The sequence below is a fragment of the Erythrobacter sp. RANMB8 genome, from assembly GCF_056848235.1.
Genome location: NZ_JBREHG010000001.1, coordinates 351,793 through 367,623 on the forward strand (window position 1 = coordinate 351,793; position 15,831 = coordinate 367,623).

At 66.6% G+C, this 15,831-nt stretch carries 13 protein-coding genes; 8 read left to right on the forward strand and 5 right to left on the reverse strand.

The window, feature by feature from the left end:
• Positions 1-20 precede the first annotated feature (20 nt).
• The 5 genes from ACU0AG_RS01585 to ACU0AG_RS01605 all read right to left on the reverse strand — a co-directional run bounded on the left by ACU0AG_RS01585 (position 21) and on the right by ACU0AG_RS01605 (position 6,536).
• Positions 21-1,214, reverse strand: a complete 1,194-nt coding sequence (locus tag ACU0AG_RS01585; protein ID WP_482780504.1) for an acyl-CoA dehydrogenase family protein — start codon at positions 1,212-1,214, stop codon at positions 21-23.
• 283 nt (positions 1,215-1,497) lie between these two features.
• Positions 1,498-2,583, reverse strand: coding sequence for an LLM class flavin-dependent oxidoreductase (locus ACU0AG_RS01590; protein ID WP_482780505.1), 1,086 nt, complete (start codon positions 2,581-2,583; stop codon positions 1,498-1,500).
• Positions 2,584-2,629: 46 nt separating this feature from the next.
• The gene (locus ACU0AG_RS01595; RefSeq protein WP_482780506.1) at positions 2,630-3,544 is read right to left on the reverse strand and encodes an aldo/keto reductase; all 915 of its coding nucleotides are present in this window, start codon (positions 3,542-3,544) and stop codon (positions 2,630-2,632) included.
• Between the two features lie 2 nt (positions 3,545-3,546).
• Complete coding sequence (locus ACU0AG_RS01600; RefSeq protein WP_482780507.1) at positions 3,547-4,551, reverse strand: LacI family DNA-binding transcriptional regulator; 1,005 nt, start codon at positions 4,549-4,551, stop codon at positions 3,547-3,549.
• Entirely contained in the window at positions 4,548-6,536 is a 1,989-nt protein-coding gene (locus ACU0AG_RS01605; RefSeq protein WP_482780508.1) for an alpha-glucosidase, read from the reverse strand. Before ACU0AG_RS01605 ends, ACU0AG_RS01600 begins: the two co-directional genes overlap by 4 nt.
• Positions 6,537-6,686: 150 nt before the next feature.
• Between ACU0AG_RS01605 and ACU0AG_RS01610 the strand changes: the two genes are divergently transcribed.
• The 8 genes from ACU0AG_RS01610 (at position 6,687) to ACU0AG_RS01645 (ending at position 15,788) form a co-directional block, all read left to right on the forward strand.
• Positions 6,687-8,996, forward strand: coding sequence for a TonB-dependent receptor (locus ACU0AG_RS01610; RefSeq protein ID WP_482780782.1), 2,310 nt, complete (start codon positions 6,687-6,689; stop codon positions 8,994-8,996).
• Positions 8,997-9,093: 97 nt separating this feature from the next.
• Positions 9,094-10,356: an MFS transporter gene (locus ACU0AG_RS01615; RefSeq protein ID WP_482780509.1), complete on the forward strand. Its 1,263-nt coding sequence runs from the start codon at positions 9,094-9,096 to the stop codon at positions 10,354-10,356.
• 115 nt (positions 10,357-10,471) lie between these two features.
• Positions 10,472-11,566, forward strand: a complete 1,095-nt coding sequence (locus ACU0AG_RS01620) for a YeiH family protein (RefSeq protein ID WP_482780510.1) — start codon at positions 10,472-10,474, stop codon at positions 11,564-11,566.
• Complete coding sequence (locus ACU0AG_RS01625; RefSeq protein WP_482780783.1) at positions 11,563-13,059, forward strand: glycerol-3-phosphate dehydrogenase; 1,497 nt, start codon at positions 11,563-11,565, stop codon at positions 13,057-13,059. The genes ACU0AG_RS01620 and ACU0AG_RS01625 overlap by 4 nt, the downstream gene beginning before the upstream one ends.
• Positions 13,056-13,628, forward strand: a complete 573-nt coding sequence (locus ACU0AG_RS01630; protein ID WP_482780511.1) for an NADPH-dependent FMN reductase — start codon at positions 13,056-13,058, stop codon at positions 13,626-13,628. The genes ACU0AG_RS01625 and ACU0AG_RS01630 overlap by 4 nt, the downstream gene beginning before the upstream one ends.
• Positions 13,625-14,242 (forward strand): 3,4-dihydroxy-2-butanone-4-phosphate synthase, encoded by a 618-nt coding sequence (locus tag ACU0AG_RS01635; protein WP_482780512.1) that lies wholly within the window; start codon positions 13,625-13,627, stop codon positions 14,240-14,242. Before ACU0AG_RS01630 ends, ACU0AG_RS01635 begins: the two co-directional genes overlap by 4 nt.
• Positions 14,239-15,465: a molybdopterin-dependent oxidoreductase gene (locus ACU0AG_RS01640; protein WP_482780513.1), complete on the forward strand. Its 1,227-nt coding sequence runs from the start codon at positions 14,239-14,241 to the stop codon at positions 15,463-15,465. Before ACU0AG_RS01635 ends, ACU0AG_RS01640 begins: the two co-directional genes overlap by 4 nt.
• Positions 15,462-15,788, forward strand: coding sequence for a cytochrome c (locus tag ACU0AG_RS01645; protein ID WP_482780514.1), 327 nt, complete (start codon positions 15,462-15,464; stop codon positions 15,786-15,788). The genes ACU0AG_RS01640 and ACU0AG_RS01645 overlap by 4 nt, the downstream gene beginning before the upstream one ends.
• The last annotated feature ends 43 nt before the right edge of the window (positions 15,789-15,831 follow it).

Sequence of the window (15,831 nt, forward strand, 5' to 3'; positions counted from 1 at the left end):
AATCTCTCCCGTCCCGAGTCTTAAAGACCGAGGATCATCTTGGTGATGATGTTGCGCTGGATCTCGTTCGATCCGCCATAGATGCTGGTCTTGCGCATGTTGAAATAGGTCGCCGCGGCATGCTGGGCATAGTCGGGGCCGACCGGATGTTCGTTCGAATTGTCGTTCGAAACCCCGCCCATGAAGGGCGCGCCATAGGTGCCGACCGCTTCCAGCGTCAGCTCCGTGAGGCGCTGCTGGATTTCGGTGCCCTTGATCTTGAGGATCGAGCTTTCCGGCCCCGGTCCCTTGCCCGCCTGCTCGCCCGCAAGCGTGCGCAGTTCGGTGATTTCCAGCGCGGCGAGATCGATTTCGAGCTGGCTGACCTTCTTGGCGAAGTCGAAATCCTTGATCAGCGGTTCGCCATAGGCGGTCTCGTTCGCGGCGATTTCACGCAGCTTTTCAATGCCGCGCTTGCTGCGCGCCACGCCGGCAATCCCGCTGCGTTCGTGGGCGAGCAGGAACTTGGCGTAGGTCCAGCCCTTGTTTTCCTGACCCACGAGATTTTCGACCGGCACGCGCACGTCGGTCAGCCAGGTTTCGTTGACCTCGTATCCGCCGTCGAGCAGCTTGATCGGCTTCACTTCCACACCGGGCGTCTTCATGTCGACGAGGATGAAGCTGATGCCTTCCTGCGCCTTGGCGGTGGGATCGGTGCGGCACAGAAAAAAGCCCCAGTCGGCGTGCTGGGCGAGCGTCGTCCAGGTCTTCTGGCCGTTGATCACGTAATGGTCGCCATCACGCACTGCGGTGGTCTTGAGGTTGGCAAGGTCAGAGCCCGCGCCCGGTTCCGAATAGCCCTGACACCACCACACTTCGCCGCTGCGGATGCCGGGCAGGTGGCGGGCCTTCTGCTCTTCGTTGCCGAAGGTGTAGATCACGGGTCCGACCATCGACACGCCGAAGGGCAGCGGCATCACAGTGCTGGCGCGGGCGTTTTCTTCCGACCAGATGTAGCGCTGGGTCGGGGTCCAGCCGGTGCCGCCATACTCCACCGGCCACGCGGGGACCGACCAGCCCTTCTTGCCGAGAATCTTGTGCCAGGCGAGAAAATCCTCGCGCTCCATATCCTCGCGCATGCCGAAATCGGCGAGATGCTTGGGATAGTTCTCGGCTATGAAGCTGCGCACTTCCTCGCGGAAGGCCTGTTCTTCGGGGGTGAACTCAAGGTTCATGGGTCTCTCCTGTCAAATCGGTTTCGATTTGCCATACGTCTTGTCACGGCGCGCGGACGCGGAAAAGAGGCTTTTGAACCACCTGCGCAAACGCCAGCCGCAAAGCCGCAGTGCAGTAACGGAATGTTTCACGTGAAACATCGGCTCTGCACCCCCAAAAGGGGGCTAGAGGGGGTCTAGAAGGGGTCTAAACGGACCTAGAGGGGGTCTAAACGGGGCAGATTCGGGCGCGGCGTGCCCTTCCGGCGTCACCCCAGCGAAAGCTGGGGTGACGAGATTGGCCTCACATCACCAGCGGGCCGTGCTGGATATGCGGCAGCACGTGGCGGGCGAACAGGTCGGCTTCCTGCGCATGGGGATAGCCCGACAGGATGAAGGCCTCGATCCCCTCGGCCTGATAGGCGCGCAGCTTGGCGAGCACCTGATCCGGCGTGCCGACGATCGCCGCCCCGCAGCCTGACCGCGCCCGGCCGATGCCGGTCCACAGGTTCTCTTCCACGAAGCCGTCACCATCAGCCGCGCCGCGCAATTCCTGCTGACGCTGCACGCCGTAATTCTTGGCATCGAGGCTCTTCTCGCGGATCGCCCGGCCTGCCTCGTCGTCGAGTTTGGAGAGCAGACGGTCGGCGTAGAGCCGCGCTTCCTCTTCCGTCTCGCGCACGATCACATGGACGCGGTAGCCGAACTTGAGGCTGCGGCCATATTTCGCGGCGCGTTCCTTGAGGTCGGCGATATTCTCGCGCACCTTGTCCATCGTGTCGGGCCACATCAGGTAAACGTCCGCCGCCTCTGCCGCGCATTCGCGGGCCTCGTGGCTGAGGCCGCCGAAATAGAACGGCGGGCACTTGCCCGACAGCGTGGTGATGCGCGGCGGATCGAGCTTCAGGTTGTAGAACTCGCCCTGAAAATCGAGGTGCTCGCCGTTCAGCAGCGTGCGCACGATCTTCATGATCTCGGTGCCGCGGCGATAGCGCGGGCCGCTCTCGATCTTCTCGCCCGGCATGTCGGACGAGATGATGTTGACGTTGAGCCGCCCCCCGGTGCCGGAAGCATTGGGGCCGAGGATGCGGTCGAGCGTCGCGATCCGGCGCGCCAGCTGCGGCGGCCAGTCTTCACCCATGCGGGTCGCCCACAGCAGCTTGATGCGCTTGACCTGCGTGGCGACGGCTGCGGCAAAGATCGTGGTATCGACGCCGAGCTGATAGCCCGAAGGCAGCAGGATATTGTCGAACCCGCCCTCTTCGGCCCGCAGCACGATGTTGCGGCAATGCTCCCAGCTGGATTGCAGATAGGGATCGGGGACGCCGAGGAATTCGTAATCGTCGTCACACAGCGCGGAAAACCACGCGATTTCGCATTGCTGGGTCATTGTTCCGGTTCCTCGTCCAAATCTCGTGTTCTGCTGCGGTGTCCGCTCAAGGCAAAGGCACGCCCCGCGCCGCGACCAGCACGGCGTACCAATCGGTCCGCGTCCAGCGCACCGAAAGCGCAGCCGCACCCTCGGCGATGCGCGCAGGATTCTGCGATCCGATGATCGGGATGATCCCCGCCGGGTGCGCCATCAGCCAGCTATAGGCCGCCACCGTGCGCGAGACGCCCTGCGCCTCGGCCACCGCATCCAGCGCGGCAGCCACGGCCTTGTCCCGCGCGGTTTCCGGCGCGGCGAGACGCCCGCCGCCCAGCGGCGACCATGCCAGCGGGGTGAGCCCCAGCATCATCGCCTGATCCAGTTCGCCATTCTCGAAGCAGTCGATCCGCAAGGGGCTGATTTCGGGCTGGGTGGTGACCAGCTTGTGCCCAAGGAAGTGGTTGAGCGCGGCGGTCTGATGGATCGTGAAGTTCGACACCCCCAGCGCCTTGATCTTGCCGCTCGCCACCGCATCATCAAGCACGCGGGCGACCTCTTGCGGGTGGGCGAGAATATCGGGGCGGTGGATCTGCCACAGATCGACGCTGTCCACCTTCAGCCGGGTGAGCGAGGCGTCGATCGCGGCGCGCAGGTAATCCGCGCTCTGGTCGTAAGGCAGCGGGGGCAGGATGCCGCCCTTGGTCGCCAGCACCATGCGGTCGCGCAAGGCAGGTTCGCCCGCCAGCACCTCGCCCAGCAGCGCCTCGGCATCGCCAAAGCCCTTGGCCCCGTCAAAGCCGTAGATGTCGGCGGTGTCGAGGAAGGTGATGCCGGCATCCAGCGCGGCGTGCACCAGCGTGGCCGCTTGCGCCACGGTGCGGCCGTCCTCGGCCAGCCGCCACATCCCCCAGGCAATAGGGGATACGGCAATGCCGCTCGCACCAAGCGTGCGGGTGGCGGGAGGCAGGGGCAGTTCGCTCATTGTCAGTTCCTCTTTGGCGGAGCGACCGAGGCGCGCTCCACAAGCGTATGGGGCAGGCGTTTGTGGGTGATGTCCCCGCCTGCAATCAGGATTTGGGTGGCGGTGCGCGCCAGATCGGCCATCGGCTGGCTGATCGTGGTCAGCGGCGGCCAGACGGTGCGCGCCAGCGTGGTATCGTCGAAGCCCGCCACCGACAATTCGGCGGGCACATTGATCCCGCGATCATGCGCCACGGCGAGCACGCCTGCGGCCATATCATCGTTCGAAGCGAAGATCGCGGTGGGGCGTTCGGGCAGGTCGAGCAGCGCCTTGGCCCCCGCAACGCCGCTGTCGAAATCGAATTCGCCATCGACCACCAGCCCCGGCTCGAACGGGATGCCGACGCGGTCGAGCGCACGGCGGTATCCGAACAGGCGATCGTCCGAGGCCATGTGGTTCGAATGGCCCTTGATGAAGCCGATGCGGCGGTGTCCGGCGTTGATGAGGTGGGTGGTCATGTCGTCGGCGGCCTGCGCGTCGTCCATGAACACGCTGGAGGTCAGCGCGTGGTTGGTCCCCGGCGATATGCGCACGAAGGGCACGTCCATCCCCTCCAGCGCCCGCAGCACGGGGTCGCAATCGGTGACGGGAGATGACAGGATAATGCCGTCCACATGCGTCTCGCTCACCAGCCCGCGCACCTGATCGCCGACGCGGGAGTCCGCCACATCGACCGGCTGCGCCAGCAGGCGGATGCCGTTTTCGTGGCACACCTCCCAGCAGCCCTTCTGGATCTGGAACATGTAGTAGGGGCTGTGATTGTCGTAGATCAGCGCGATCTGGTTCGATTTCGCGCCCGAAAGGATGCGCGCCGCGATGCTGGGGCGGTAATCGAGTTCGGCCATCGCCGCCTCGACCTTCTGGCGCAGCGCATCGGAGACATAAGGGTGCCCGTTGAGCACGCGGCTGACGGTTTTCACCGCCACGCCCGCACGGGCGGCGACATCGCGGATGTTGGCGCGGCTCATCGGGCTACTCCCGCAAACAGGGCCGCGAAGGCACTTTCGGGGCGGTAGAATACCGGTGGCTGACCGATCGGCGCGGGCACGTCATGCCAGCCGGGGGCGTAATCGGCCCCGCTCCAGATGTGCCGCCATGTGCCTTCAGGCAGATAGACGCGCCGCCCGGCTGCGCCTTCCTCGATCACCGGTGCCACCATCATGTCCGCTCCATAAAGGAACTGGTCCTGAATGGTGAAGGTCTCGCGGTCTTGCGGATAGTGCAGGAACAGGGCGCGCTGGGCGGGCAGCCCGGTGGCCTGCGCCTCGGCGACGAGGTGCTGCACATAGGGCGCAAGGCCGGCGTGCACGCGGCTCCAGCGGACGAAGCCCGCGACCAGTTCCGGCGTGGAATCGATCTGGAGATTGTCGTCCGGGCGGTTGCCTTCATGCGTGCGGAACACCGGGCTGAAGGCGCCGAGTTCATACCACCTGAGGATCAGCTCCGCGCTGCGCACATTCCCGAACAGGCTGGTATAGCCGCCGACATCCGAATGGCTGAAGGCATTGCCGACGAGGCCCGATGACAGCGCGGCGGTGATCACCGTGCCGATGCCGTCATGGCGGCTGAAATCGACCGACTGGTCGCCCGCCCACAGCAGCGGGCAATGCGCCTGCACCCCGGTGTGCCCGGCGCGCATAAACCACAGCACGTCCCCCGTCCGCCCCCTTGAGGCGACCGCACGGGCGTTGACCTCGGCCCAGCGCACCGGCCAGCGGTTGTGCTCGCGCATCGGGTCGCCATCGAACAGGCGCATGTCGGTGGGGAGATATTCGCCGAAATCCGCCATCCAGCCATCGAGCCCGAAATCGAGCATCCGCTTGCCGATCACCTCCTCGGCGAACCAGTGGCATGCGGCCGGGTTGGTGAAATCGACCACACCGGCATCGAACTCGCCGAAATCGACCAGATAGGGCGCATCGCTGTCGAGGCGCTTGGCGAAGAAGCCCTGCGCGGCAGCCTCGGGATAAAGCGGGCCGTCGACCGCGAGATAGGGGTTCACATAGCCGAGAAAGCGGATGCCCCGCGCCTTCAGGCATGCGATGCGCGCCGGAAGATCGGGGTAGCGCGCAGCGTTCCACTGCCAGTCCCAGAACAGGCGGCGGCCGAAGCTGGTCTCGCGAATGCCGACCCAGTCTTCGCACCACAGGCCGGAGACTGCCGCGCCAGCGTCGATCAGCGCTTCGAGCCGGTCGAACGAGCGCTCGCCCTGCTTGAGGCCCACTACCGCCCCGCCCAGCGCCCATTCGGGCAGGGCCGCGCGCGGGCCGAAGCGCGCGCCGAGCTGGCGGACGAGATCGGCCGGCGCGCCTTCGAACAGATCGATCGTGATCTCGCCCGACCAGACATGCACCCGCAGCCGCCCCGCCACGCTCGCGTCCAGTTCGGCATATTCGGCATTGGCGAGGGAGAGCGCCCATCCGGCTGAGCACAGCACGGTGGGTTCGGGATAGTTGGTGGTCCAGTAATCCCCGCCCGCGAAGGAGCCATCGGCGCTGGCCTGATCGGTCAGCGGCGTGCCGGGCTCGCGCCCCACCCCCGGCTCGCTGGTCCAGATCGGGAATGTGCGGCCATTGAGCGCAAGGTAGCTCATCTGCTCGCCCCCGCCCCACAGCACATCATCCCCGCCGAGCGCGAAATCGAGCGTGATCCGGTCGAACGGCGCGGCGGCGGTGGCGATCAACCGCCCGGCATCGGGATTGATGCGCAGCACGCAAGATTCGCGGCCCTCCGCATCCGCCAGCACCCATGCGCCGCCTGCGTCCTGACGGGCGCGGACGAGCGGCGCGGCGGGGGCAGGATGATCCGCAAGGCGGAAATTGCCGCGCACCATCGTGACCTGCGGATCGCCACAAGCCACCGAAATCGCGGAATTTTCGGGCCGCTGCCGCAGGATCGCGCGCCCGCCGATCAGCAGGTCGAACCCCTCATCCCGTGCAGCACACTGCAACATTTATGCAACAACCCCCAGCCTCTCGTTCTCTGACACCGCTTGACATATCGGGACAGAAAGCGCAACCCGATGGCCGAAAGATCGACCGGACGGGCGGCCAAAAAGCACGCCGCTGCAAGAGTCGATCACATCGCAGGGGAGAAAATCACGATGTCTGCCACCACCCGTATTGCGCTCAAGGCGCTGGCCGTTTCCGCCAGTTCGCTCGCGCTGATGTACACCGCTCCGGCCATGGCGCAGGTCGAGGAAATCATCGTCACCGCGCAAAAAGTCGAAGAAAATGTGCAGGATGTGCCGATTGCCATCACTGCCGTTTCGGGCGACCGGCTGAATCAGGCGGTGGTCTTCAGCCTCGAAAACATCTCCACCGTGATCCCCTCGGTCACCTTCCGCAAGGGCACCACCAGCGCCAACAGCGCGATCGTGATGCGCGGCGTCGGCACCATCACCTTCTCGGTCGCGGCGGAACCCAGTGTGTCCACCGTTGTCGATGGCGTGGTGCTGTCGCGTTCGGGGCAGGCCTTCATGGATCTCGTCGACATCCAGCGCCTCGAAGTGCTGCGCGGCCCGCAGGGCACGCTGTTCGGCCGCAACGCTTCGGCCGGTCTGGTCAACATCGTTTCCAAGGGCGGGACCGACGATTTTCAGGCCGAAGCCAGCGTCGACTGGTTCGAAGGTGACGAATACCGCCTGCGCGCGGCGCTTTCCGGCCCGATCGGGGAAAACCTCTCGGCCCGTCTGACCGGCTTCTACGGCAGCTTCGATGGCAACATCACCAACATCAACGGCGGCCGCAACAACACCGTCAACGGCTACGAACGTTACGGCGTGCGCGGGATCATGGATTATGATGACGGCGCCAACAAGGTCCGCCTGATCGCCGATTACTACAAGGCCGATGACGATTGCTGCGCCGACGTGACCGGCGTCAGCCGCGGCGCGGTGCTCGATGCCGAACTCGGCTTGCCCGGCGGTCCGGCACAGGGCGAAGACCAGCGCTTCATCAACCACAACCTCGTCACCCGCACCGAAGACGAACAGTGGAGCCTGACCGGCACCGGCGATTTCGAACTCAGCGACACCCACACGCTCAGCGTCGTGCTCGGCTATCGCAACTGGTTCAATCGCGAGCTGCGCGAAGGCGACTTCCTGCCCCGCGCCATCGTCGGCACGGGCGAGCTGCATGACGATGGCGTGGTGCGGACCGAACAGGTCTCGCTCGAAGCGCGCATCGCCTCCGATCCGACCGCGCCGTTCTTCTATCAGGCGGGCGTGTTCGCGTGGCAGTCGAACAACACGCAGGTCTTCACCCGCCGCAACATCACCTGCAACAGCTCGACCCTGCCGGTCGGCCCCAGCGGTGCGCGGCCCTGCAACGTGACCGACACGGTCAACACCCTGTTCCCCACCGCGACCTCGTTCAGCGATGTCACCTCGCAGAACTTCGCGGTGTTCACCCAGGCGACCTACCGCTTCACCGAACAGCTCTCGCTGACCGGCGGCCTGCGCTACACCTGGGATGATCTGGAATACACCCACACCCGCGCACCGGGCGTCAACGCCGCCACCGGCCTGCCGGCGACCGGCCCGGGCGTTTCGGGCAACCCCGCCGGCGGCACCATCGCCAGCGGCGGCAACGGCACCAACACCAGCCGCGGCGCGACCACCAACGGCAACCTTTCGGGCAAGGCCGTGCTCCAGTTCGAGCCGACCGAAGACGTGATGCTCTACGGCAGCTACACCCGTGGCTACAAGGGCCCGGCCTTCAACGTGTTCTTCAACCACACCGCCCCGACCAATTCGATCCCGATCGACGAGGAGCTGTCGGACAGCTTCGAAGTGGGCGTGAAGTCGCAGTTCCTTGATCGCCGCGTGCAGCTCAACGTTTCGGCCTTCTCGGTCGAATACAAGGGCTTTCAGGCCAACAACTTCGTGCTGCTCAACGGTGCGGTGGTGTCGAACCTGACCAACGCCGGGACGGTCAAGAGCGAAGGCTTCGAAGCCGATCTGGTGGTTGCGCCGACCGGCGGGCTGAACCTGCGCGCCAGCGCGGCCTATGCCGATGCCCGCGTCAAGGAGTTCAACCCCAACCCGCTGACCAACGCGCCGAGCGCGATCAACGGCACCCAGCTGCCGCTGGCACCGAAGCTGGTCTATACCATCGGCGGCGATTACACGACCGATCTGGGTGATGCGGCGGTGCTCTATCTCAACACCGATTACCGCCACACCAGCCGGCAGTTCTCCGATCTGGGCGAGGCCGGGCCAATCGATCCCTATGGCATCTGGAATGCCAGCATCGGGTTCTCCGATCCGGACGACAAGTATCGCGTGACCTTCCACGCCCGCAACATCACCGATGAAAGCTACGTGCTGCTCAACGTGTCGGCGGGGCAGCGGCTCCAGATCCCGCGCGATGCCGACCGTTACTTCGGGATCAGCCTGCGCGCCCGCATGTGATGGCGGCCCTTCGGTTCGCACGATAACAAACGGGGGCCGCCGGAGCGATCCGGCGGCCCTTCTTGTCTGGACTTTCCGGTAGCTTTAGGAACCCGTGATGGACGCCAATCCCTCGCCCCTGTCCGCGCGCCTGCGCTGGTCGCTGTTCACGGTGCTGTGCATCGCGGGCGTCTTCAACGCGATGGACCGCCCGATCATCGCCATTCTGAAACCCGACATGATGGCCGATTTCGGCTGGACCGACAGCGACTTCGGCGATCTGGCGGCGGTTACGCAGTTTTCCGCCGCCTTTGCCTTCCTGTTCACCGGCTGGCTGGTGGACCGGCTGGGCGTGCACCGTTCGATGCAGGTGGGCGCGACCGCGTGGAGCCTTGCCGCAATGGCGCATGGCTGGGCGCTGACGACCTGGCAGGTGGTGGCGGCGCGCATGGGCCTTGGCGTGACCGAGGCGGTGCAGACGCCGCTCACCATCAAGACCGTGGCAAGCCTGTTCCCGCCCGACAAGCGCAGCTTTGCCTTCGGCTTTGCCACCCTGCTGGCCGGCGCGGGGACGATTGCCATGCCCTTCGTGATCCCGGCGCTGGCGCTTGCCGTGGGATGGCGCGGGGCGCTGGTGGCGGGCGGGATCGGCGGGCTCGTGTCGCTGGCCGCGTGGATGTGGCTGGCCCGCGGCCTTGCCCAGCTGCGCGAGAGCACGGTGGCAGACAGCCCGGCGGCAGACGAAAGCGCGGCCGCCTTCGGCCCGATCCTCGCCAATCGCAAGACCTGGGCGATCGTCGTCGCCAAGGCGCTGTCGGACATGACTTGGTGGTTCATCAATTTCTGGCTGGCCGATTATTACCGCAAGGAATTCGGCCTCTCGACGCTTGAACTGGCGGTGCCGCTGGCGATTGCCTTTGCCGGATCGGGCCTCGGCGCGTTGCTGGCGGGCTGGGCTTCGACAAGGCTGCTGGAGGCCGGGTGGAGCGTCAACCGCGTGCGCAAGGGCGTGATGCTGGTCTCTGCACTGATCGTCGCGCCGCTGCCGCTGGTGTTGCAGCTCGATTCGTTCTGGCCGGTGGCGGTGATGATCGGGGTGGTGATGGCGGGCCATCAGGGCTTTTCGCTTTCCCTGTTCTCGACCATCACCGATGTCGTGCCCAATGCGAAAGTCGGGCGGGTGACCGCGTTCGGCGCCTTCATGGGCAATATGGGCGGGGTCGCGATCAGTCTGGTCGCGGGCCGCGTGCTCGATGCGGGGCTGGGCTTCGTGCCGCTGTTCGTGTTCGCCTCGACCTCCTATCTGATCGCATTGGGGTGGTTCCAGTGGCTGCTGCCGGTGATCCGGCGGGACGAGGGCGCGCTCGCTGTCGCCACCTGAAAAGGGCGCGGGCGGTTGCAATGGCGCGGCGGGCGCGATAGGGTTATGACACCGTAAGACAGAAAACGCGACAACAGAGGTTTTTGCAAGGCGCGATGGGCAAGGCTGACACCCGATGAAGGGCAAACCCGCGCCCGATTTCGATGCCTTCGCGGGCGATCTGTTCGGCGAGATGATGCTCGCCGATACCGAAGCGGCCGCGGCTGCCAAGGCAGCGCGCAAGCCGTTGTCGCGCTTCGTGCCGGGCCTTGCGATCTGCGCGATCGCAGCGGCGGCGGCGGCGTGGTTCAGCCAGAATTACGCTGTGCCGGTGATCCTTGCCGGATTGCTGCTCGGCCTTGCGCTCAATTTCGCGGCGGGCGATCCGCGCACGCATGACGGGCTCGATGCGGTCTCGCGCCATGGCCTTCGCGCCGGGATCGTGCTGCTGGGGTTTCAGGTTACCGCCATGCAGGTCGCCAATATGGGCGCCGTGCCGTTCCTTGGCCTGGCACTGGTGATGGCCGCCGCGATCCTCGCCGCACTGCTCGCCGCGCGCGCCACCGGGCAGAGCGTTTCGGCAGGGCTGCTCGGCGGCGGGGCGACCGCGATCTGCGGCGCATCGGCGGCGCTGGCGCTGTACGGCGTGATCGGGCGGGAACGGATCGATCAGGCGCAATTCACCCTGACGCTGGTGGTGCTGGCTGCGGCGAGCGCCATCGCGCTCACCACCTATCCCGCGCTCACCCAGATGCTCGGCTTCACCGATGCGCAGGCGGGGTTCCTCGTCGGCGCATCGATCCATGATGTGGCGCAGGCGATCGGCGCAGGCTTCGCCGTATCGGACAGTGCCGGTGCGCAGGCGACTGTGGTGAAGCTGACGCGGGTGGCGCTGCTCGCCCCGCTGGTGACGCTGGCAGCGCTGTGGATTGCGCGGGCCGAACCGCTGGCCGATGCCGGCGGCACAGCGCGGGTGCCGCTGCTGCCGGGCTTCATCCTCGCCTTCCTCGCGCTGGTCGGGGTAAATTCGGTGATCACCCTGCCCCCCGCGCTCGCCGCCCATGCGCTGACCGCGTCCAAGACCCTGCTGCTGCTGGCAGTGACGGCAACCGCGATGCGCACCCGCACTGACTTGCTGCTGCAACTTGGCTGGCGTTCGGTGATGCCGGTGCTGGCGGCGACGTTGGCATCGCTTGGCGTGGCGATCGGTTTTGCGTGGTGGATGGTATGATGGGGCAGGTGTACGATCTGGCGGTGATCGGCGGCGGCGTGAACGGCGCCGGGATCGCCCGCGACGCTGCCGGACGCGGCGCGAAGGTGCTGCTGCTGGAACGCGGCGATCTGGCAGAGGGCACCTCGTCCAATTCCACCAAGCTGATCCATGGCGGGCTCAGATACCTCGAACATTACGAATTCGGCCTCGTGCGCGAGGCCCTGACCGAGCGGGAGGTGCTGTGGGGCATCGCGCCGCATATCATCTGGCCGCTGCGCTTCATCCTGCCCCACCGACCGGGCCTGCGCCCGCGCTGGCTGCTGCGGCTTGGCCTGTTCCTTTATGACCATATCGGCGGGCGCAAATACCTGCCCGCCGCGCAGAGCGTGGATCTGGCGCGCCACGCCGCCGGTGCGCCGCTGAAGCCCGAATACACCCGCGCCTTCGCCTATTCGGATGGCTGGGTGGATGATGCGCGGCTGGTGGTGCTGAACGCGCGCGATGCTGCCGATCACGGGGCCGAGGTGCGCACCCGCTGCGAGGTGACCGCGCTGGAACGCGAAGGCACCGGCTGGCTGATCACCACGGCGGGCGGCGAGCAGTTCCGCGCCCGCGCCATCGTCAACGCCGCAGGGCCACGGGTGCTCGACCTGCTCGGCAAGGCGGGGGAGCCGACCACGCAGCGGATGCGGCTGGTGCGGGGGTCGCACATCGTGGTGCGCAAGCTGTTCGATCACGATTATGCCTATTTCTTCCAGCTGCCCGACGGGCGGATCTTCTTCGCCATCCCCTACGAACAGGATTTCACCCTGATCGGCACCACCGATGTCGATCACACCGGCGGGCTGGACGAAGTGCGCGCCAGCCCGGAGGAAATCGCCTATCTGTGCGCAGGCGCCAGCGAGTATTTCCGCACGCCGGTGACGCCCGATGATGTGGTGTGGACCTATTCCGGAGTGCGCCCGCTGGTGGATGACGGATCGGGCCGGCCTGAGGCCGCGACGCGGGGCTACCGCTTCGAACTCGACGGCGGGACTGACGGGAATGCGCCGCTGCTGTCGGTGTTCGGTGGCAAGATCACCACCTACCGCGAACTTGCCGCCGCCGCGCTGCGCCAGCTGATGCCGTTCTGCCCCCCGCTTGCCCAGCCCGAATGGACCGGCAAGCACCCGCTGCCCGGCGGCGATTTCGGCCGGAGCGAGGCCCCTGCCAAGGCGCGGGAACTGGCGGCGCGCTATCCCTTCATCGGCGAGGCCGGGGCCGCCCGCCTGATCCGGCTTTATGGCACCTGCGCGTGGGACATCCTCGGCGATGCCGCGTCGGCAGCCGGGCTTGGCGAGGATTTCGGCCACGGGCTGACGGCGGCAGAAGTCGATTACCTTGTCACCCGCGAATGGGCCCGCACCGCCGAAGACGTGCTGTGGCGGCGCACCAAGCTGGGGCTGCATTTCACGCCCGCAGAAACGGCGCGGCTCGAAACCTATCTCACCGAAAGGACACCTGCCCAATGACCCGAATCGTAGCCCTTGGCGGCACGGTCAACCCCGGAAGCTCGACCGAACAGGCGCTGCGCCTTGCCGCCAGCGTCGCGGCCGAAGGCGGGGCCGAGGTGCAGGTGTTCGGCGGGGAATATCTCACCGCCCTGCCCCACTATCTCGGGCCGCAGCACGATCCTTCGCAGGGCGCGGAGATGGTCGCCGCGGTGCGCGAGGCCGATGGCCTGCTGATCGCCGCGCCCGGCTATCACGGCACGATTTCCGGCGTGGTCAAGAACGCGCTCGACTATCTCGAAGACCTCGCCCGCGATGAACGCCCCTATCTCGATGGCCGCGCCGTGGGGCTGATCGCCACCGCTTTCGGCGATCAGGCTTCGATGAGCACGCTGCTGACCATGCGCGCCATCACCCATGCCCTGCGCGGCTGGCCGACCCCGATGGGGGCAACGATCCGCACCTATCGCGGGCTGTTCTCCCCCGATGGCGAATGCCTTGACGAACGGGCGCGGGGCCAGCTCGAACTGGTCGGGCGGCAGGTGGTGCTGGGCGCGAAGAGCTTTGCTGCGGGAAGGGATCTGGCGTGAACGCGGCCGCCGCTCTCGACGAGGCGCTGGCCCGGATTGCCGCCGGGCGGATCGTGGTGATCGCAGGTGACCGGCTGCGCGGCGGCGACATCGACCTGATGTGCGCGGCCCGCCATGTCACGCCCGAGATCGTCAACTTCATGGCCACCCACGGGCGCGGGCTGATCTGCCTTGCGGTAACCCCGCAGCGCGCCGCGCAGCTGGGCCTCACCCTCGTCAACCCCGGCACCGAGCGCCAGACCGGCCGCCCCTTTGCCCGCTCGATCGAGGCGGCGAGCGGCGTTTCCACTGGCATCTCCGCCGCCGACCGTGCGCATACCGTGGCGGTCGCCATTGCCGAAGGGGCGAGCGCGGCAGACATCCATTCGCCCGGCCATGTCTTCCCGCTGATCGCGCAGGAAGGCGGCGTGCGGGCGCGCCCTTCGGCCTGCGAGGCGTCGATCGATCTTGCGCGGCTCGCCGGGGCGGGCGATGCTGCGGTGATCTGTTCGATCATGCGCGACGATGGCGAGATGGCGCGGCTGGAGGATATCGGCGATCTGATCGCAGCGCACGGGCTGGCGGTGGCCGATATCGGCGCGCTGACCGCGCGGCTGGAAGGGGAGAGGGTGTGACGACCAATAGCAGGGGCGAAAGCAAGCAGGTCTCGCGGCGCGCGCTGCTGGCCGGGGTCGGCGGCGCGGCGCTGGCTGCACCGGTGCTGGCCAAGGTGGCGCAGAGCGGGATGATCGACCTCGGCCTGCCCGGCGGGCCGAGCCTGCGCCCCACCGCCCCCGCCTTCCCCGGCAAGGGCGAAATGATCGTCCAGCGCATCCGCCCGCCCTTGCTCGAAGCGCCGATGAGCGTGTTCCGCGAAGGCGTGATCACCCCCAATGACCGGATGTTCGTGCGCTGGAACTGGGACATGCCGACCAGCGTGAAGGCCGCCGATCACCGTGTCGCGGTGGGCGGCGCGGTGAAGCGGGCGGTGTCGCTGACGCTCGACGAAATCGCCGCTGCCGGAGAGCATGTCTCGGTCGTCGCGATCAACCAGTGCGCGGGCAACGGGCGGGGCCTCTCCGAACCGCGGGTCACCGGCACCCAGTGGGGCAACGGCGCGATGGGCTGCGCGAAGTGGACCGGGGTGCGGCTGAAGGATGTGCTCGCCAAGGCGGGCGTGGCCGAAGGGGCTGCCCGCGTGCGTTTTGCCGGGCTCGACGTGCCGATGATGGAAGGCGCGCCGCAGTTCATCAAGTCGATCCCGCTCGACATCGCCAATCGCGACGATGTGCTGGTCGCCTGGGCGATGAATGACGAACCGCTGCCGATCCTCCACGGCTTCCCGCTGCGGATCGTGGTGCCGGGGTGGTTTTCGACCTATTGGGTCAAGATGCTCGCCACCATCGAGGTGCTGACCGGCGCGGATGACAGCTATTACGTCGCCAAGTCCTACCGCATGCCCGCGCAGCCGATCACGCCCGAGGACAAGGATTTCCCGACGGTCGAGATCACCGCGATGCCGCCGCGGGCATTCATCACCAGCCATGCTGACGGGGACGTGGTGGCGATGGGCCAGCCGCTGACCCTTGAAGGGATCGCGATGGGCGGCGATGCCGCGCTGGAGCGGGTCGATCTGGTCGGGAAGGGCTGGGAGATTCCCTGCGAACTGGGGCCGGACGAAGGACCCTATGCCTTCCGCCGCTGGCGCGTGAACCTGCCGCAAGTGGCTGGCGATTTTGAACAAATCGGCGTGCGGGCGAAGAATGCCAAGGGCGCGGTGCAGCCCGAAACCCTGAACTGGAACCCTTCGGGCTATGCCCGCAACGTGATCGAACGCATCACCCTGAGGGCACGATGAAACGCCTCGCCATACTCCTCCCCGCGCTGCTGATCGCCGCGTGTGACAGCCAGCCGGAGGTCACCTTTGCCGATGCCAGCATCACCCTGCCCGACGATCCGATGGACCTGCCCGATCTGCCGGGGCGCGATGCGGTGATCGCCAATTGCACCGCCTGCCATTCGCCTTCGACCATGCTCCAGCAGCCCAAGGTTTCCCGCGAAAATTGGGAGAAGCAGGTGGCCAAGATGGTCGAGGTCTACAAGGCCCCGATCGACCCCGCAGCGATCCCCGCCATCGTCGATTACATGGTCGCCGTGCAAAGCGATGTTTCTACTCCGTAGAGCTTCGCTTCCACGTGAAACATCGCCGTAAACAGGCCTGAAA